20 protein-coding genes are annotated in these 18953 nt (G+C 58.2%); 15 read left to right on the forward strand and 5 right to left on the reverse strand.

Going from position 1 to position 18953, the window contains the following annotated elements; genetic code table 11:
- Window positions 1-6: 6 nt before the first annotated feature.
- The gene (locus tag AC5JQH_RS06140; RefSeq protein WP_008169356.1) at window positions 7-522 is read right to left on the reverse strand and encodes an SRPBCC family protein; all 516 of its coding nucleotides are present in this window, start codon (window positions 520-522) and stop codon (window positions 7-9) included.
- 223 nt (window positions 523-745) lie between these two features.
- Between AC5JQH_RS06140 and fabA the strand changes: the two genes are divergently transcribed.
- Both fabA and fabB read left to right on the forward strand, forming a co-directional pair.
- Complete coding sequence (fabA, locus tag AC5JQH_RS06145) at window positions 746-1255, forward strand: bifunctional 3-hydroxydecanoyl-ACP dehydratase/trans-2-decenoyl-ACP isomerase (protein ID WP_008169354.1); 510 nt, start codon at window positions 746-748, stop codon at window positions 1253-1255.
- A gap of 11 nt (window positions 1256-1266) precedes the next feature.
- Window positions 1267-2478 (forward strand): beta-ketoacyl-ACP synthase I, encoded by a 1212-nt coding sequence (fabB, locus tag AC5JQH_RS06150; RefSeq protein WP_008169352.1) that lies wholly within the window; start codon window positions 1267-1269, stop codon window positions 2476-2478.
- A 6-nt stretch (window positions 2479-2484) separates the two neighbouring features.
- On the opposite strand, the gene AC5JQH_RS06155 is transcribed toward fabB, so the two are convergent.
- Window positions 2485-2841, reverse strand: coding sequence for a helix-turn-helix transcriptional regulator (locus tag AC5JQH_RS06155; protein WP_014578227.1), 357 nt, complete (start codon window positions 2839-2841; stop codon window positions 2485-2487).
- A 158-nt stretch (window positions 2842-2999) separates the two neighbouring features.
- Here AC5JQH_RS06155 and trhP point away from each other — a divergent pair, with 158 nt between their 5' ends.
- The 8 genes from trhP (at window position 3000) to AC5JQH_RS06195 (ending at window position 11190) form a co-directional block, all read left to right on the forward strand.
- The gene (gene trhP / locus AC5JQH_RS06160; RefSeq protein ID WP_493805399.1) at window positions 3000-4316 is read left to right on the forward strand and encodes a prephenate-dependent tRNA uridine(34) hydroxylase TrhP; all 1317 of its coding nucleotides are present in this window, start codon (window positions 3000-3002) and stop codon (window positions 4314-4316) included.
- Between the two features lie 477 nt (window positions 4317-4793).
- The gene (gene sufB / locus AC5JQH_RS06165; RefSeq protein WP_008169346.1) at window positions 4794-6242 is read left to right on the forward strand and encodes a Fe-S cluster assembly protein SufB; all 1449 of its coding nucleotides are present in this window, start codon (window positions 4794-4796) and stop codon (window positions 6240-6242) included.
- Window positions 6243-6437: 195 nt separating this feature from the next.
- Window positions 6438-7211: a Fe-S cluster assembly ATPase SufC gene (gene sufC / locus AC5JQH_RS06170; protein WP_008169344.1), complete on the forward strand. Its 774-nt coding sequence runs from the start codon at window positions 6438-6440 to the stop codon at window positions 7209-7211.
- 12 nt (window positions 7212-7223) lie between these two features.
- The gene (gene sufD, locus AC5JQH_RS06175; RefSeq protein WP_008169342.1) at window positions 7224-8510 is read left to right on the forward strand and encodes a Fe-S cluster assembly protein SufD; all 1287 of its coding nucleotides are present in this window, start codon (window positions 7224-7226) and stop codon (window positions 8508-8510) included.
- A gap of 6 nt (window positions 8511-8516) precedes the next feature.
- The gene (locus AC5JQH_RS06180; RefSeq protein WP_008169340.1) at window positions 8517-9770 is read left to right on the forward strand and encodes an aminotransferase class V-fold PLP-dependent enzyme; all 1254 of its coding nucleotides are present in this window, start codon (window positions 8517-8519) and stop codon (window positions 9768-9770) included.
- A gap of 13 nt (window positions 9771-9783) precedes the next feature.
- Window positions 9784-10137 (forward strand): HesB/IscA family protein, encoded by a 354-nt coding sequence (locus AC5JQH_RS06185; RefSeq protein ID WP_008169339.1) that lies wholly within the window; start codon window positions 9784-9786, stop codon window positions 10135-10137.
- 39 nt (window positions 10138-10176) lie between these two features.
- The gene (gene sufT / locus AC5JQH_RS06190) at window positions 10177-10719 is read left to right on the forward strand and encodes a putative Fe-S cluster assembly protein SufT (RefSeq protein WP_008169336.1); all 543 of its coding nucleotides are present in this window, start codon (window positions 10177-10179) and stop codon (window positions 10717-10719) included.
- Window positions 10720-11190 (forward strand): SufE family protein, encoded by a 471-nt coding sequence (locus AC5JQH_RS06195; RefSeq protein WP_493805400.1) that lies wholly within the window; start codon window positions 10720-10722, stop codon window positions 11188-11190.
- 12 nt (window positions 11191-11202) lie between these two features.
- Here the strand turns inward: AC5JQH_RS06195 and AC5JQH_RS06200 are convergent, their stop codons facing one another.
- Window positions 11203-12408, reverse strand: a complete 1206-nt coding sequence (locus AC5JQH_RS06200) for a flagellar assembly protein T N-terminal domain-containing protein (RefSeq protein WP_092032098.1) — start codon at window positions 12406-12408, stop codon at window positions 11203-11205.
- 36 nt (window positions 12409-12444) lie between these two features.
- A complete protein-coding gene (locus tag AC5JQH_RS06205) occupies window positions 12445-12993 on the reverse strand; it encodes an LPP20 family lipoprotein (RefSeq protein WP_092032100.1) in 549 nt (182 codons plus the stop codon).
- A 248-nt stretch (window positions 12994-13241) separates the two neighbouring features.
- Here AC5JQH_RS06205 and traF point away from each other — a divergent pair, with 248 nt between their 5' ends.
- The 5 genes from traF (at window position 13242) to trmL (ending at window position 18370) form a co-directional block, all read left to right on the forward strand.
- The gene (traF, locus tag AC5JQH_RS06210) at window positions 13242-14543 is read left to right on the forward strand and encodes a conjugal transfer protein TraF (protein ID WP_008169329.1); all 1302 of its coding nucleotides are present in this window, start codon (window positions 13242-13244) and stop codon (window positions 14541-14543) included.
- A 175-nt stretch (window positions 14544-14718) separates the two neighbouring features.
- Window positions 14719-15840 carry a tRNA nucleotidyltransferase/poly(A) polymerase-related protein gene (locus AC5JQH_RS06215; protein ID WP_092032103.1) on the forward strand — a complete coding sequence of 374 codons (1122 nt, stop codon included), beginning with the start codon at window positions 14719-14721 and terminating at the stop codon, window positions 15838-15840.
- 9 nt (window positions 15841-15849) lie between these two features.
- Window positions 15850-16596 (forward strand): pteridine reductase, encoded by a 747-nt coding sequence (locus tag AC5JQH_RS06220; RefSeq protein ID WP_008169327.1) that lies wholly within the window; start codon window positions 15850-15852, stop codon window positions 16594-16596.
- 125 nt (window positions 16597-16721) lie between these two features.
- Window positions 16722-17900: an acetyl-CoA C-acetyltransferase gene (locus AC5JQH_RS06225; protein ID WP_273157035.1), complete on the forward strand. Its 1179-nt coding sequence runs from the start codon at window positions 16722-16724 to the stop codon at window positions 17898-17900.
- A 5-nt stretch (window positions 17901-17905) separates the two neighbouring features.
- Window positions 17906-18370, forward strand: a complete 465-nt coding sequence (gene trmL / locus AC5JQH_RS06230; protein ID WP_273157037.1) for a tRNA (uridine(34)/cytosine(34)/5-carboxymethylaminomethyluridine(34)-2'-O)-methyltransferase TrmL — start codon at window positions 17906-17908, stop codon at window positions 18368-18370.
- A gap of 49 nt (window positions 18371-18419) precedes the next feature.
- Here trmL and secB read toward each other — a convergent pair whose 3' ends face one another.
- Window positions 18420-18923, reverse strand: coding sequence for a protein-export chaperone SecB (secB, locus tag AC5JQH_RS06235; RefSeq protein ID WP_008169324.1), 504 nt, complete (start codon window positions 18921-18923; stop codon window positions 18420-18422).
- Window positions 18924-18953 lie beyond the last annotated feature (30 nt).

Below are 18953 nucleotides of genomic sequence, written 5' to 3' on the forward strand. Positions count from 1 at the left end.
CGCTGGTCAGGCAGCCAACTCCTGCCTGACCAGCAACTCGAACCTTGCCCTTGCCTGGCGGAACCGGCTGGCAGGGAAGTGAATACTGATTCCTTCCAATGCCGCCAGAAGCATCTCAAGATGAGCATCCCAGCCCGCACAGGCAATCGGCACCACCTCATCATCAGGCAGTAATAATGTCAGCGACAGGCGGGTTCCCTCGTCGATGGGATCAAGGTCCCATATCAACGGACGCTCAGGGGAATCACCCGAACTCCAGGAATAGGCCAAGCGACGATTCGGCTGGCAATCCGTGACCCGACAATCGATCGGCATACCACTGTTACCGAAATCCAGCTGAACCCGACCGCCGAGCCTGGCATCCAGCTTTCCAGGCGCCAGCCACTCCGCCAGACACACCGAGTCTGTCAGCATTTTCCAGACTCGTTCAGGCAAGTGCCCGGTTTCTCTTTCAAGACGTACCAAAACCCGGTCACCCTCGCGCCGAACCTTGCCTGCGATAATTTCCTCATTCCCGGACATACGCCCTCCTTGCCAGTCTCGAATCTCCGGATGTCACAGAACGGACTTCTGATAGATGATTGTATTCGCGGGGTCGCACAAGCACCTTGATGACCATCAAACGGGATTAACAGACGAGTTCGGGGAACTTCAAACCGGCAATCATCCACTAAAGGTCAATAGCAGCTCCCGAAATTCGAGCTAAAGTATGAGGAAATCATTTTGTAACAGAGACACTGGCACTATGAACCCGGATCATTTTGATAAAGAAGACCTGATCAAATGCGGCCATGGCGAGCTCTTCCCCGGCTCCATGCGCCTGCCCATCAACGAGATGCTGATGTTTGACCGCGTCACGCACATTGCGGACGACGACGGCCTCTACGGCAAGGGCAGCCTGGTAGCGGAGCTCGACATCAATCCGGACCTGTGGTTCTTCAAGGTGCACTTCGTTGATGATCCCGTGATGCCGGGCTGCCTCGGCCTCGATGCCATGTGGCAGCTGGTAGGCTTCTTCCTCGCCTGGGGTGGCGGTGAAGGGAAAGGCCGCGCATTGGGCGCCGGTGAAGTGAAGTTCACTGGCCAGGTCTTGCCGACGGCCAAGAAAGTCACCTACCGTCTGGATCTCAAACGCGTGATCAGGCGCAAACTGACCATGGCAATTGCCGATGGCCGGATGGAAGTAGATGGCCGGGAAATCTACACAGCCAAAGACCTGCGGGTCGGCATGTTCACCTCGACCGATGATTTTTAGGAGTTAACAGGATGCGTCGTGTTGTAATCACCGGTATGGGCATTGTTTCCAGCCTTGGTACCAACCAGAAGGAAGTCGCACAGTCACTCAGGGAATCCCGTTCTGGCATCGGCTTTAGCGAAGAAGCCCGGGACAATGGTCTGCGCAGCCACATCTGCGGCCAGATCAACCTGAACCTGCCCGAATTGATTGACCGGAAACTGTGGCGTTTCATGTGCCCCGCTTCCGGTTACACCTATCTGGCGATGCTTGAGGCTATCGAGCAGGCCGGGCTGACCGATGAGCACATCAAGGCCGACACCACTGGTATCATCTTTGGCCAGGGCGGCGCCTCGACGGTTGAGCTGCTGGATTCCATCGATACCCATCGCGACCGCGGTATCCGCCGTGTCGGGCCCTATCGCGTGCCGCGCACCATGGGCAGTGCGATCAATGCGTCACTGGCAACCGGATTTGGCATTCGCGGCATCAACTACGGCATCACCTCTGCCTGCGCTACCAGCGCGCATTCGATCGGCCATGCCGCCGATCTGATCGCTCTCGGGCGCCAGGATGTCATGTTTGCCGGCGGTGGCGAAGATATCCACTGGACCTTGAGCCTGCTGTTCGATGCCATGGGCGCCCTGTCGACGAAATACAACGACACGCCTGAACTGGCGTCACGCACCTATGACGCGAATCGGGACGGCTTCGTGATTTCTGGTGGTGGCGGTGTGCTGGCCCTTGAAGCGCTGGAGCACGCGGAAGCGCGGGGCGCAAACATCCTGGCAGAGCTCGTCGGCTTCGGTGCAACTTCCGATGGCGCAGATATGGTTGCCCCGAGTGGCGAGGGCGCAGTGCGCTGCATGAAGCAGGCAATGAAGAACCTGGATGGCGAAATCAGCTACGTGAATACTCACGGCACCAGCACCCCGGCCGGAGACATCACCGAGCTGAAAGCATTGAAAGAGACGTTTGGCGACAAGATCCCGCCGCTCAGCTCCACCAAACCCCTATGCGGCCACGCTCTTGGCGCGGCGGGCGTACATGAGGCTATTTACAGCCTGATCATGCTGCGTGAAGGCTTTATTGCTCCATCGGCAAATATCCAGGACCTTGATGAAGGGGCCGAAGGCTACCCGATCGTTCGGGAACGCATGGATAACCAGAAACTGGACCTGGTGATGAGCAACAGCTTTGGCTTTGGTGGTACCAATGCCTCACTGGTGTTCAAAAAAGTCTAATCCGGATCAGGATAGCCTGACAGAGCGGTATTCAGCCGGGGATGTCCCCATCCAGCGCTTGAAAGCCCGGCTGAATGCGCTCAACTCCGAAAAACCGAGCTGCTCGGCAATCTCCACCAGCGGTTTGGTCCTGTCCTGCATGTAGGTCAGCGCCTGCCTGCGGCGAACATCCTCCAGCAAACGGGCGAAGGTCAGCCCTTCACGCTTCAGTTTCTTGTGCAACGTGTAGCGGCTCATATGCAGCTGCGACGCCACGACTTCCACACCAACTTTGCCACGAGCAAGCTGAACACTGATCAGGGAACTGACCCTGACACTCAGCGAAGCCCGCGCCACCTCTGGCGTCAGAGGCTTTGATGCCATCCTGAATTCCTCCTTTGCAACGCTTCGGCCCGAAAAGCCCGAACCGTGAGCGTACACATGTTAGCCGAAAACAATCAATAAGACCTTTGAGCAGGATCAAGGGAACGGCCGACGGCATACGGCAGAATGCCCCGTTTTCAGAATCGCCCGGAGCCACTATGAAAACCCCGGAACTGCTCGCCCCCGCGGGCACCCCCGAACACCTTGAAACCGCCTTTGCCTATGGCGCCGATGCGGTCTACGCAGGCCAGCCGCGCTATTCGCTGAGAGTAAGAAACAACAGTTTCAAAGACGTTGCAGCGCTTGGCGCGGGCATTGAACGGGCCCACGAACTGGGCAAACAGTTCTACCTTGTCTCCAACATAGCACCTCACAACGACAAGGTGCGGTCCTATCTGAGGGATCTGGCGCCAGTACTGGAACAAAAACCCGACGCGCTGATCATGTCCGACCCTGGCCTGATCATGCTGGTACGGGAAAAATGGCCAGACCAGCCCATCCATCTCTCGGTGCAGGCCAACGCAGTGAACTGGGCAACCGTCGAGTTCTGGCGCCGCCAGGGCATCAGCCGGGTCATCCTGTCCAGGGAACTGGCACTGAACGAGATTCGCGAGATCCGCGACCGGGTCCCGGGGATGGAACTGGAAGTCTTCGTGCATGGCGCTCTGTGCATGGCCTACTCCGGCCGCTGCCTGCTCTCCGGTTACATGAATCACCGGGATGCCAACCAGGGCGCCTGCACCAACGCCTGTCGCTGGAACTACAAGCAGGTCCAGCACGGCCACGACCAGACCGGCGACCTGATTGCCATCTGTGGCGGCGAAGCACAGCAAGTGGCGCCGAAAGAAATCCTGCTGGAAGAGCCCAACCGCCCGGGCGGCTTCATCCCCGCCTACGAGGATGAACACGGCACCTACATCATGAACTCAAAGGATTTGCGAGCCGTTCAGCACGTCGCTGAACTGGCGAAGATGGGCGTTCATTCCCTGAAAATCGAAGGTCGTACCAAAAGCACCTACTACGTGGCCCGCACCACGCAGGTCTACCGCCGGGCCATCGACGAGGCGGTGCAGGGCAAGGCCTTCGACATGGGCCTGATGAACGAACTGGAAGCCCTCTCCAACCGGGGCTATACCGAAGGCTTCCTGCGCCGCCATATGCCCCGGGAATACCAGACCTACGAACAGGGCTCCTCATTCCTTGGCACCCAGCAGGTGGTTGGCACCATTACCGGCAAGGATGACCAGTGGCTGACCATAGACGTGAAGAACAAATTCGCCCCCGGCGACCAACTGGAACTGATCAGCCCTGCCGGCAACATCCGGTTCTCAGCCAGTATCATGGAAAACCGAAACGGCCAGGCCATGGACTATGCGCCTGGCAGCGGGCATATCGTTCGAATTCCGATACCGGCTGATCTTCCAAAGACTCTGGAGCACAGCTACCTCACCCGAATCTTGCCCACCGGCGGCTAGCAATTAGTCTGAGGCGCCAGGCGGGACTGCCTCCCAAAACCGTGCATTGCCATGGATGGCAATGCCGAGCCCCCATGGATGGGTTTACGGCGTGTTTTGGGAGGCAGTCCCGCCTGGCGCCCACCTCGAACCTCGCAGTCCTGCAATAACCAGACTATCAGCCTCATTACCCCCCCCCTTAGTGCCCCAAAGGCCGATTAAGGTATAATCACCCCACGCACAAATTAATACCTGACTATTTTACTCTGGTATTGTATAATCGCTCGCCAGAAGCGATGGATTCAGGCGGATTTTCTGCTTACTTATCAGCGACAGTCTTTGAAATCCGTCATCCAAAAAGCGATTGCAGGGCGTACTCATGGGATGAGCGACCACTGCAACACCCAAACTGAAGACATCCGATCGACAGCCCATCTTTGACGCTGTCGGCGACACTAAGGGCGCAAGCCCGCGATGAGAGAATACGGAGCGACGATCATGGCGACCACCGACACCGAGGTGAACGAGCTGATCAAACGGGAATACGAGTACGGATTTGTAACAGACATTGAATCCGACACGTTCGAACCCGGCCTTAATGAAGACGTTATCGCCCGCCTTTCCGGCCTCAAGAAAGAACCGGAATGGATGCTGGAGTGGCGTCTGAAAGCCTACCGTCGCTGGCTCGAGATGGACGAGCCGGACTGGGCCCACGTGGGCTACCCGAAAATCGACTACAACTCGATTTCGTACTATTCCGCGCCCAAGCGGCCGGAAGACATGCCCCAGAGCCTGGACGAAGTGGATCCGGAGCTTCTGAAAACCTACGAAAAGCTGGGCATTCCCCTGCACGAACGTGAGAAGCTCGCGGGCGTGGCGGTTGATGCAGTATTCGATTCGGTTTCCGTAGCAACCACGTTCAAGGAACCACTGGCCAAAGCCGGCGTGATCTTCTGCTCTATCTCCGAAGCAATTCAGGATTACCCGGAGCTGGTCAAAAAATACCTGGGCTCGGTAGTGCCGGCCGGTGACAACTTTTTCGCCGGGCTGAACTCCGCGGTCTTCTCCGACGGTACGTTTGTCTATGTACCCAAGGGCGTTCGCTGCCCCATGGAGTTGTCCACCTATTTCCGCATCAACGCAGCCAACACCGGACAGTTCGAGCGTACTCTCATTATTGCCGAAGACAGCAGCTACGTGAGTTACCTTGAAGGTTGCACCGCGCCCATGCGGGACGAGAACCAGCTGCACGCTGCGGTTGTTGAACTGGTGGCCCTGGACGACGCCCAGATCAAATACTCCACCGTGCAGAACTGGTACCCGGGTGATGAAGAAGGTAAAGGCGGCATCTTCAACTTCGTCACCAAGCGTGGCGCCGCCATCGGCAAGAACTCCAAGATTTCCTGGACCCAGGTCGAAACCGGCTCCGCGGTCACCTGGAAGTATCCGAGCTGTGTCCTGCGTGGCGAAAACAGCGTTGGTGAGTTCTATTCCGTGGCACTGACCAACAACTACCAGCAGGCCGACACCGGCACCAAGATGATTCACCTGGGCAAGAACACCTCCAGCACAATCATCTCCAAGGGTATTTCCGCCGGCAAGAGCTCCAACGCTTACCGCGGCCTGGTGAAATTCGGCCCCGGGGCGGAAGGTGCACGTAACTTTACCCAGTGCGATTCGCTCCTGATCGGCGACCGCTGCGGCGCCCACACGTTCCCTTACATTGAAAGCAAGAACAAGTCGGCCATCGTAGAGCACGAGGCAACCACCTCGAAGGTCAGCGACGAGCAGATGTTCCTTTGCCGCCAACGCGGTATCGACCCGGAACAGGCGGTCTCCATGATCGTGAACGGCTTCTGTAAGGAAGTGTTCAAAGAGCTGCCCATGGAGTTCGCTGTCGAGGCCGGCAAGCTACTTGAAGTTAGCCTCGAAGGGTCCGTTGGTTAACAGGACGGCAAGCACAAAAGTATCGCAGAAGCCGTCGGGCAGGCCCTTCCGGGATCGTCGAAATCAGGGATGATTTCGTCGAGCGTACAGGGATGTATTTACAGCGTATCCCGGAAGGGCCTGCCCGATGGCTGACTCCGCCCAGTTAGGGGCAGGCAACAGAATTCAGACGGTTAAATGAGAGAGACGCTACAAATGCTGAGCATCAAGAACCTGCACGCATCCGTTGAGGGCAAAGAAATCCTCAAGGGCATCAACCTGGAAATCAAGGCCGGGGAAGTTCACGCCATCATGGGCCCCAACGGCTCTGGTAAGAGCACCCTGTCGCAGGTGCTGGCAGGCAACGAAGCATTTGAAGTTACCGAGGGTGAAATCACCCTGAACGGCGACAACCTGCTGGAACTTGAAACTGAAGAGCGTGCCCGCGAAGGCATTTTCCTGGCGTTCCAGTACCCGGTGGAGATCCCCGGGGTGAGCAACCTGCAGTTCCTGCGCACCGCCGTGAATGCCATGCGCCAGCACAAGGGCCAAGACGAGATGAACGCGGCGGAGTTCATGAAGCTCGCCAAAGAAATTTCCAAGCAGGTGGATCTGGATCCGGCGTTCCTGAAGCGGGGCGTCAACGAAGGCTTCTCCGGTGGTGAGAAGAAGCGTAATGAGATCATGCAGGCCCTGCTGCTGCAGCCGAAGCTGGCAATTCTCGACGAGACCGACTCCGGGCTCGATATCGACGCCCTGAAGGTTGTTTCTGACGGCGTGAATGCTCTGCGCGCGGAAGACCGCGCCATCCTGATGGTGACCCACTACCAGCGTCTGCTGAACCACATTGTGCCGGACTACGTGCACGTTCTGGCGGGCGGCAAGATCATCAAATCCGGTGGCCGCGAGCTGGCGCTGGAGCTGGAAGAACGCGGCTACGGCTGGCTGGGCATCAAGGATGAAGAAACTGCCGACAGTTCAGCCAACTAAGGAGGTCGCGGAATGAAACCAGCACCCACTCTTTCCACCGCGTTCCTGCACCCGGCCGGGCAGTCCCTGCCGGAGCCCCTGCTCGCCCTGCGCAAGCAGCGTGGAACCGCTCTGGTCGACATGCCCTTGCCGACCCGGAAAACCGAAAACTGGAAATACTCCAGCAAGTACCTGAAGCTGACCGACGACATGGCCATCTCCCTGCCGGCGGATGGCAAGACCGGCAGCGGCCTGGCAGTGCCCGGCTACAAGGTTGCGTTCCTTAACGGTGTAATGATGCCAGAGGCCTGCGAATATCCGGATCTGGACGGCATCAGCATCAAGAGCTTCGGCGATCTGAGCGATGAGGAAGCCAGCGATCTGGCGGATCGCCTGGACAGCACCCTGGACAACAAGGCGGTTCAGATGGCCCGGCTGAATTCAGCCCGTTTTGAAGACGGCCTGCTGATTCGCCTGAAGCCGGACGCAGTGCTCGACCAGCCGCTGTTCATTGTTCACGAGGTAACGGCCGAGGCCAGCGGTTCGGCTTTCCCGCGCATTTTCGTGGATGCCGGCCGTCATAGCCAGATTACGCTGGTGGAGGAGTACATCTCCAGCGGCTCGGCCCAGGTCATGGTCAATACCGTCACTGAATTCAATGTGGCCGACGGCGCCAACATCACCAGCATTCGCCTGAACATGGAAGGCGAGAACGTCCAGCACATTGGCTCCACCGGCGTCCTGCAACAGCGCAGCTCGCGGTTTGAAAGCCATACCGTTGGGTTTGGTGGCCCCCTGCGCCGGCACGATCTGCAGGTTCGGCTTGAAGGTGAAGGCGCTGAGTGCAAGCTCAACGGGGTAGTTGTTACCCAGGGCAAACAGCACTACGACAACCACACCACCATCGAGCACGTGGCTGCCCACTGCAACAGCGAAGAAACCTATCGGAATATCGCAGCGGACCAGTCCCACGCCGTGTTCAATGGCCGGATTCATATCCATCAGGACGCCCAGAAGTCCAATGCGGATATGAACAACAAGAACCTGCTGCTGTCCAACGGGGCAGAGATTGACACCAAGCCGGAACTGGAAATCTATGCCGATGACGTGAAATGTGCCCATGGCGCGACCATCGGCCAGCTTGACGAAATCTCGCTGTTTTACCTGGTTTCACGGGGTATCGGCCGGCGTCAGGCGAACGTTCTGCTCACCATGGCCTTTATCAACGAGCTGGTCGAGCAGATTCCGGTTGAAGCAGTGCGGGAGACGGTCCAGGGCCGTCTGAACCACTTCTTCGAACAGACATTTCAGGAGGCGTAACCGGTTATGACCGATCTGTCCGTGGCAAGCACCGCCAAGCGCACCACCTTCGACGTGGACGCGATTCGCCGGGATTTCCCGATCCTGTCCCAGCAGGTAAACGGAAAGCCCCTGGTGTATCTGGACAACGGTGCGTCGGCCCAGAAGCCGGAGGCTGTGCTGGATGCCATGGATCGGTATTACCGTGAGATGCACTCCAACGTCCATCGGGGCGCCCATACGCTGGGAGACCGTGCGACCTCCGCCTTCGAGGGTGCCCGCGAGACGGTTCGAAACTTCCTGAACGCCGAAAGCACCCGGGAAATTATCTGGACCCGCGGCACGACCGAGGCCATCAACCTAGTTGCCAATGGGCTCGCCCCGCGCCTGAAGGCTGGTGACGAGATCCTGGTGAGCCACATGGAACACCACGCCAACATCGTGCCCTGGCAGATGATTGCCGAGCGCACGGGTGCGAAAGTGGTGCCTGTTCAGGTGACACCGGAAGGCGAGCTGGACCTCGAGTCCTTCACCAGCCTGCTCAATGAGAAGACCCGGGTGCTGGCAATCACCCACGTTTCCAACGTGCTTGGCACGGTGAACCCGGTGGCGGCCCTGATTGAACAGGCCAAGGCCCACGGCATCATCACCCTGGTGGACGGGGCCCAGGCGGTACCTCATTACCAGCCGGACGTTCAGGCGCTGGGCTGCGACTTTTACGTGTTCTCATCGCACAAGCTGTTTGGCCCCACTGGTATTGGCGTGCTTTACGGTAAGGCCCAGTTGCTGGAGGAAATGCCTCCCTACCAGGGCGGCGGCGAGATGATCGAACGAGTGTCCTTTGAACGGACCACCTGGAATACCCTGCCCTACAAATTCGAGGCAGGCACCCCGGCCATTGCCGAGGCAGTCGGACTGGGAGCCGCCATCGACTACCTGAACGGCCTGGATCGTTCCGCCATGGAAGCGGCCGAGACCGGCCTCCTTGAGCGGGCCAACCAGCTGGTGGAAACCGTACCCGGCATGGAGATTATCGGTACGGCAAAAAACAAAGTGCCGGTTATATCCTTTAAAATTGCCGGCCTGCACCCCAGTGATATAGGCACGCTGCTGGATCAGCAGGGAATCGCAATCCGCACGGGTCACCATTGCGCCATGCCGCTGATGGATTTCTATGGAGTTCCCGGTACAGCCAGGGCTTCATTCGCGTTCTACAACACTCTGGACGAGGTGGATACATTGTTTACCGCCCTGCAGAAAGTCCAGCGTCTGTTTGCCTGATGGAGGTGGAATTATGACAGCCGAAGTCTTCACCCCGACCGTCGCCGTCACCATGACGCCCAGCGCGGTCAAGCACGTGCGCAAACAGCTGGAGAAAAAGCCGGACGCCAAGGGCATTCGGCTGGCCATCAAGAAAAGTGGCTGCTCCGGCTTCAAATACGAAACCCAATGGGTGGAAGACACCGCCGCCGACGACAAGGTGTTTCACATTGATGGCGTCGATGTTTTCGTGAAAGAAGAGCATCTGCCGCTGGTGAACGGCATCGAGATCGATTTTGTGACGGAGGGCGTGAACTCCATGTTCCAGTTCCGCAATCCGAACGCCACCGCAGAGTGCGGTTGCGGCGAGAGTTTTACCGTCGCGTAATCCGATATAAAGATTGAAAAGAGCGAGGCCCGAACAGGCATGCAAGAACGGGAAGTGGTCCTGACCAAACGCGAGGTGGAAGCCCGCCTTGTTCCTTCCGGAACCGAAATCATGATTCCGTCGGACACCTTTGTGACCATCACGCAGTCGCTGGGTGGCACCTTTACGGTCGCTGTTAACGGTAACCTTGCCCGGATTGAAGGCCACAATGCCGACGCGCTCGGCAAGAAACCCCTGGAAAGCAGCTTTGAAACCCCGGAAGACGGCACCGTCAACGAAAACCAGGTCTGGGAAGCCATGCAGAACTGCTACGATCCGGAAATTCCGGTGAACGTAGTGGATCTGGGCCTGATTTACGAGTGCAGGATTGAAAATGGCACCGAAGACGGCAACCATGTGTACGTGCTGATGACGCTGACTGCCGCCGGCTGCGGCATGGGCCCGGTGATAACCGAAGATGTGAAAACCAAGCTCGAGCATGTGCCCAATGTGGACAAGGTGACCGTTGAACTGACCTTCGATCCGCCCTGGAGCAACGAAATGCTCACCGACGAAGCCAAACTCGAACTGGGAATGCTGTAAATGACTGCCAGTGAACAGGACTTTCTGAACAACCCCTTGGGTAAAGACACCACCCTGGATGACGTTCTCGATGGCTTCGAGCTGCTGGACGACTGGGAAGAGCGCTACGCTTTTATCATTGATCTGGGCAAGCAGCTTCCTGCGTTTCCCGAGGAATCCCGGGTTGAAGAAAACTATGTTCATGGCTGCCAGAGCCAGGTCTGGCTGATTCATCATTACGATGAAGACAGTGGCCGGCTGTACCTGTTGATTGACTCCGACGCCATGATTGTTCGTGGACTGGCTGCCATCATCCTGGTCGCCCTTAACGGCAAAACCCCGAGGGACGTGCTGGCCACGGACATTGATGAGTTATTCGAGCAGCTGGACCTGTTCCGGCACATTTCCCCGACCCGCGGCAACGGGCTCAGGGCGATGGTTGGCAAGATCCGCGACATTGCGGCCGCCGAGGTGGCCAACGCCAGCAATTGATGCCCGTCAGCCCTACCAGATAATCGCTATATCATCTCTCTGGATATTCACGATGCCGCCCAGTTGCGGCATGGTACCCCGGCTAAAATGCGGCTGAACTTTTTCGAGCGTCACTGACAAGTCGCTGCCCTGCAATTCTGGTGAGTCATCTGGTGATTCCAGGTAGCGCTTGCTGCGATAGATCTTCAACTCATCACCCGGCCTGAGGCCTGCTGTAGCCCCGGATTCCAGCGTTACAGAAAAGTCGTCTACCCGCGCAATTCTGGTCATGAAGGGCTGACACGCCAATGCATCCGTTACTGCCATCGCCATGTCTGCGATAACATCCTCGACAGCCTGACCGTAGGCGGTTTTCTGGAAGCCGGCAGAGCCGAACCCTGCTGAACTGCCAGGCCCGGCATCCCAATCGGCCGCGGCTTCAAATCTCTGACGATAGACCGGCGCGCCACTGAAGCCGTCGAAGATAACGAGATCAGCCGCAAATCGGCGCCGTTGATCTACCGCCCCGATGCCCCGCTGCATTTTATCCAGCACGGAGGTGCCCCACGCTGACGGATCCGCAACGCCAAGATCCCGGATAACGCCTGTCACTACGAACTGAACGCCCATTTCACGGGCCAGTTCCAGTACATTGGTCAATCGATTGTCGCCCTGTTGTACCGTAGGCGCGTTCAGCAGATCCGTGAACATCCGTGAGGTTGTCGCACCAAAGACCTGCAATCCGCCCTGAGCCACCAAACGCTGCTGGAGTTGTTGCGGCAAGATTTCGCCGGCGTCATCAATCCGCCCGACTCTGGCCTGGTCCGGATACAGGACAGGAAACCCGGTCACTGCGACGCGCTTTTTCAGGCGTCCGGAATCTCCAGATCCACACTGGCTGCGACTCTCGCTGATATCGCCCCGGACAATCACCCGCAACAGATTGCCACTCTGGTACTCATCAATTACCCGCACATTCCGGGCTCTGGCGCTTGACGCCAGATCCATCCGTGACTCAGTGATCACGCCGTTTTTCATGGTGTCGTGCGTGCTAACCCTGGCTTCATACTGCAGGGAAAGGTCCCGGATTGCGGCCTTGCGGGCCTCAGCCCGGGCGGCTTCCAGGTTGCCATTGTGGATATTGGCATGGCCCACGCCTTCCAGAACCACCGCATGGGCGGCAGAAACCACGAAGAGCGCCAGAGCTCCGAGCACAGCCAGTGACAGCAAGCGTTTCATAATTCTCGATACTCCCTACACTCTCTATACTCTCGATCAATCAAGGTAATACAGGGAATCCACGCCTTTGCTCTGCACATCGCCCACGCTGTCATTTTCCTGCGGCATGGGAATCGGGCAGAGATCTTGCACCTGATCATCAGCAACCTTGGCCACACAGGCCCGGAAACGTGGCTCGAGCTTCAGTTCCATCACCGTTTCGAAGACACCGTCGCTGTGCTCGTTGACCGCGACCAACTTCGCGCCGCGAATGTAGCTGTCCACATAGGTTCTGAAGGTGTCGTTGCGCAGCACAAAATCATTAACGGTGGAACTGCCGTACACGACAGTACCGTAGACCCGTTCAACGAGATTCCGGTAGGCGTCCAGCTGGGAGGCCCGCCGGGCCATCAGACGTTTGCGGATATTTGAACGGTCGGCCGCAACATCCTCATAGGTCCCCAGACCGCTCACCCGCACAGTAATTGGCTCCAGCATCGTATCCTGGCGGGACTGGTTGCCGTTATCCCCCTGATAACTGCCAACCGGCGCACAAGCAGCCACCGTTGTTGCCAGCAGAGGCATAAGTATCCAGCGAAGGTTCATTGCGTGTCTCCAGAAAACGTCATTTCCGGTTTCCCATGAAAAAACTACGCCAGTTTTTCTAACTGCCTGATATTCCGATCAACAACTCCCAACCGTATTGTTTTGCAATCCCTATGCGGCAAAAAACTGCCTCTGTTTACACATCAAAAACAAACCGTTACCCCATGCGTCATGAGCTGGATAAGGTTCTGCCTTACCCTTTCAGGTACGTAACATCTATTTTGCCTTTTTACCTGACAGAATTCTTCATGACCGGATATCGCCTGACCAAACTTTCTCTGGCTATTGGTCTTTCCATTGCCACCAGTTCTGCACTGGCCAGCCCGCAGTCGTTTATGTCTGCCCGCTCTTTTGCCATGGGTGGCACTGGCGTCGCTGTAGCAACACCATCATCAGCGCCGATGGATAACCCAGCGATGATGGCCTCCGATCACCACAGCTGGAACGATGATTTTGGGTTGATGCTGCCCTCGGTGAATGCTCGCGCAGCGGATGAGGAAGAAACAGTTGACCAGGTGGATGATATCCAGGATGTAATCACTGATCTTGAATCGCTGGTTTCCGGTTTTGATCCCAATACCGACGACCCACAAAGTATTCAGGACGGCGCCGCCGATCTCAGCGACCGTTTGACCGAATTCGACAGGGACACCATGCGAGTGAACGCCGGTCTAGGGCTGGGCCTGGCTGTGCCGGGACAATCTCTGGCTGTCGGCGTGTTTACCAATGCAAACCTGACAGCAACCGTTCGTGGTGACGTGTCCGATCAGGATATTACCGCACTGAATGCGATTGCCACTGCAGCAACGGCCCAGGACGTTCAGAATGCCGTCGACCAGATCAGTACGAATGGCACCCTGAACCTGACATCACAAGGAAAAATACTGGCATCCGCCGTCGGGGAAGTGGGCATCAGCTTCGCACGGGCTTTTGAGCTACAGGATGGCAACAGCTTCCAGCTTGGCCTGTCGCCGAAATACGTGGAGCTGCGCACCTTCCAGTACACGGAAGCGGTTTCCGGTTTCGAAGATGACGAATTCGACGATGACCAGTATCAGACTGAAAAGAGCGGCTTCAACCTCGACGTGGGCGCAGCCTACAGCTTTGGTGATTCCAACCAGTGGAACACCGGAATTGTCGTTAAAAACCTGATCCCCATGGAGCTCGACTCCGCTGCGAGCCGGCCTTTGCTCGGAGAGGAAGTTCGCACATTAAAGCTGGACCCGATGGTTACAGCGGGCATCGCGCACAAGAGCGAATACCACGTTATCACCGCGGAAGTGGACCTGACCAAAAAGGAAGCCTTTGGCTTTGAGGACGACACCCAGTGGGCAGCCCTTGGCGCCGAATTCGACGCCTTCCGTTACGCCCAGTTGCGGGTGGGTGTTCGCCACAACCTGGCCAGCAACGATGACAACGACGGCATTGAAGAGAAAACCCAGTTCACGGCAGGTCTCGGACTGAACATTGTCGGCGTCCGCCTCGATATCGGCGCCCTGTACAGCGATGCAGATGCCGGTGCCGCCCTGGAGCTTGGCACCGCGTTCTGATGGAAAGCTGAAAGTGGGGTCAGATGAAGATTTCATCTGACCCCAAGCTCCAATCAAAGCCCGCCCGGGCAATCCGGGCGGGCTTTTTTATGGCCCTCATGCGTCACAGGTTTGCCTGCCCTGCCCGGGAACCGGATAATCCACCGACACACTCCCGAAAGGAATCAGCGATTTCATGCAGGCCTATCTGGTTGGCGGTGCCGTTCGTGACGAATTACTCGGCCTTGAGGTCAAGGACCGGGATTGGGTGGTGGTCGGCGCAACTCCAAAGGAAATGCTAGCCAACGGCTTCAAGCAGGTGGGCGCGGACTTCCCGGTATTTCTGCATCCCCGAACCCGGGAAGAATATGCCCTGGCTCGCACCGAGCGGAAACAGGGGCGCGGCTACCACGGCTTCACTGTTTACAGCGCGCCCGACGTCACCCTTGAGCAGGATTTGAAGCGCCGGGACCTGACCATCAATGCGATGGCAAAAGCTGAAAACGGCGATCTGGTCGACCCCTTTGAAGGCCGCAGAGATATTGAAGATCGCAAGCTTCGGCATGTCTCGGAGGCCTTCGCCGAGGACCCCCTGAGAATTCTTCGCACAGCCCGGTTCGCAGCCCGCTTTCACCCGCTGGGATTTTCCGTGTGCGACCAGACCATGGCCCTGATGAAGCGCATGGTGGATAGCGGAGAAGTAGACCACCTGGTGCCCGAACGGGTCTGGCAAGAATTCCAGCGGGCGCTGCATGAACAGGCGCCCGAGGCCTTTTTCGAAGTTCTTCGTGACTGCGGCGCCCTTGAGGTTCTTGTTCCGGAATTAGCTTCGGAAAAAGTCTTTCAACTCGCGATGGCGGCACTTGGCTGCGTCCACCGCCGCTTGCACGCCGAGACGGAGGAGCGTTTTGCGGCCCTGCTCTCCCCCCTGGATGCCCCTGTTGCAAAGGACAGGGGCAAAGCCCTGAAGGCACCCAATGACTGTCAGAATCTGGCGCGACTGGTTACTGCCTTCACACCCCAGATCCGGGACATTGATGCGCAAAGCCCGGAAGCCGAAACGCTTCTGGACCTGCTCGACCAGGCGGACGTCTGGCGCCGCCCGGAACGTTTTTCGCAACTCACGAAGGTGCTCGAGTGCGCCTTGCCGGGCGATTCCCTCACACTGGACCTGCTGCGAACCGCCTCGGAAGCGGCGACCGGCGTTGAGCCGAGAACCCTCCTGGCGCAAGGGTATAAAGGCAAGGAACTGGGCAGCGCAATCCGGACTGAACGCCTGAAACGCATCGGCGACGCCGTCGCCCCGACCAACCACTGAGGAGGCACCATGCCGTCCACAACGCCTGTTGCCCTGATCACCGGCGCAGCCCACCGTCTTGGCGCACAGACTGCCCGGACACTTCACGAAAGAGGGTGGAACCTGGTGATTCACTACCGGACCCGGGAAGAGCAGGCGAACTCACTGATTGCGCAGATGAACCGCCAACGGCCCGACTCCGCCTGCGCCCTGCAGGCGGATTTGAGCCAGTTAACTGGAGTGGACCGGCTGGCCAGTGACGCCATCGCACAGTGGGGCCGACTGGACGCACTGGTGAACAATGCATCGGTCTTCTACCCCACCCCGACCGCAGACGCCACCGAAGACGACTGGAACACAATCCTGAACACCAACCTACGGGCCCCATTTTTCCTGCTTCAGGGATGCCTGGCCGAACTTCGGCGAAACCGCGGCAGCGTCGTAAATCTGATCGATATTTACAGTGAAAGGCCTATCGATGATCACCCGCTGTACTGCGCCACCAAGGCCGGCCTGGCTGCCCTGACGCGCTCCTGGGCAAAAGACCTGGCGCCGGACGTGCGCGTGAACGGCGTATCGCCAGGCGCAATCCTCTGGCCAGAGGGCGAAGCCGAGATGGATCAATCCGCCCAACAGGCAATCCTTCAGAAGACGCCACTGGCCCGCACCGGCAACCCTGACGATATTTCCGAAACCATTGCGTTCCTGATCTGCGATGCGCCCTTTATCACCGGGCAAATCGTCTCTGTTGATGGCGGCCGAAGCCTGAACATGTAGTACAACCCGCGCATGACGGACCTGATCTTTGGCCGGTGACCGCTTTCCGGATACAATGCCAGCAGTTTTCAATCCTGTTCGCGCCGGCCCCAATCCCGCGCGCGCCACTGATCCGGAGAATTCCCATGCGTGATGTCGTTATTGTTGCCGCCCGCCGTACTGCTATCGGAACCTTTGGCGGAGGTCTTTCCAGCCTGAGCGCAGACCAGTTGGGAACCGCCGTCATCAAGGCACTAGTGGAAGAGACCGGCGTTGCCGGTGACCAGATCAACGAGGTGGTACTGGGCCAGGTTCTTACCGCCGGCTGTGGTCAGAACCCGGCTCGCCAGTCTGCCATTAACGCCGGCATTCCAGCGTCGGTGCCCGCCATGACCATCAACAAGGTCTGCGGCTCCGGTCTGAAAGCGGTTCATATGGCGGTACAGGCCATCCGCTGTGGCGATGCCGAGATGATGATCGCCGGTGGCCAGGAGAGCATGAGCCAGGCGCCCCATGTGCTGCCCAACAGTCGGAATGGCCAGCGGATGGGCAACTGGTCCATGGTGGATACCATGATCAAGGACGGCCTGTGGGACGCCTTCAACGATTACCACATGGGCATCACGGCCGAGAACATCGTCGAGAAATACGGCATCAGGCGGGAAGAGCAGGACGAGTTTGCAGCGGCGTCCCAGCAGAAGGCCGCCGCCGCTCGCGAAGCCGGCTATTTCGATGGCCAGATTGTTCCGGTCTCCATTCCCCAGCGTAAGGGCGACCCGATAGTCGTTGATCGCGATGAAGGTCCTCGCGACGGCGTCACTGCCGAGGGGCTTGGCAAACTCCGTGCGGCCTTCAAGAAAGACGGCACCGTTACCGCCGGCAACGCCTCATCTCTCAACGATGGCGCCGCAGCCGTGATGGTCTGCAGTGCCGAGAAAGCGAAAGAACTGGGGCTGACTCCGATCGCCACCATCAAGGCTTACGCTAACGCGGGCGTGGACCCGACGATTATGGGTACCGGCCCGATCCCGGCCAGCCAGCGGTGTCTGAAGCTTGCCGGCTGGAGCACGGAAGATCTGGACCTGGTGGAAGCCAACGAAGCCTTCGCAGCCCAGGCTATTTCTGTAAATCGCGACATGGGCTGGGACACCGGCAAGGTTAACGTGAACGGCGGCGCCATTGCCCTGGGCCACCCCATCGGCGCATCCGGCTGCCGCATTCTGGTCTCCCTGCTGCATGAAATGGTTCGCCGCGATGTTCACAAGGGCCTGGCCACACTGTGCATCGGTGGCGGCATGGGCGTTGCCCTGGCCGTCGAGCGCTAAGCTTCATGCTCCACGTTGTGCTGTACGAGCCGGAGATACCGCCGAACACCGGCAACATCATCCGGCTGTGCGCCAACACCGGTTGCCAGCTGCATCTGATTGAACCGCTGGGTTTTAACCTGGAAGACAAACAGATGCGGCGGGCCGGGCTGGATTACAGCGAGTACGCAACGATCAGGATCCACAAGAGTTACCAGGACTTCTTGACCAGCGAGCAACCCGGACGCCTGTTCGGGTTCACCACCAAAGGCAGTGCCCATTACCACGAAGTGAGCTATCAGGATGGCGACTACCTGATGTTCGGCCCGGAAACCCGCGGCCTTCCCGCTGATGTCCGCGAAGGGTTGCTGCCTGAGCATCGCCTGCGGATTCCCATGCAACCGCATAGCCGCAGCCTGAATCTCTCCAATACCGCAGCCCTGGCGGTTTACGAGGCCTGGCGGCAGTTGGGGTTTAACGGAGCGACATAAAAAAACCGGCCTGAGCCGGTTTTTTTATCTCTGATCACAGTGGTTCGGATCAGTGAGTCTGCTGCTCTTCGCTTGCCTCACCAGCAGCTTCTTCCTGCTTGCGCTTGAGCGCCTGGGCATAGATGGCGTCGAAGTTCACCGGCGCCAGCATCAGGGCCGGGAAGCTGCCCTTGCTCACAATACCGTCGATCGCTTCGCGCGCATACGGGAACAGGATGGTCGGGCAGTAGGCGCCCAGCATCTGGCCCAGCTGCTGGCCTTCGATGCCCTGAACCAGGAACACGCCGCCCTGCTGGATCTCGACGATGTAGGCTACCTTCTCACCCACTTTCGCGGTGACGGTCAGGGAAAGCACAACTTCATACTGGTTGTCGCTGACCTTGTTGTGAGACGTATTCAGATCCAGATTCACCTGCGGCTTCCACTGCTCCTGAAATACCAGCGGAGAGTTGGGTGACTCAAAAGACAGGTCCTTCACATAGATGCGCTGAAGGGCAAACTGGGGTTGGTTCTGGTTGTCACTGCCTGCTGCGGCTTGCTGATTCTCAGCCATTTTCAATCCTTTCGTTCTCGATCATGGGCT

Source organism: Marinobacter sp. H13, from assembly GCF_059072335.1.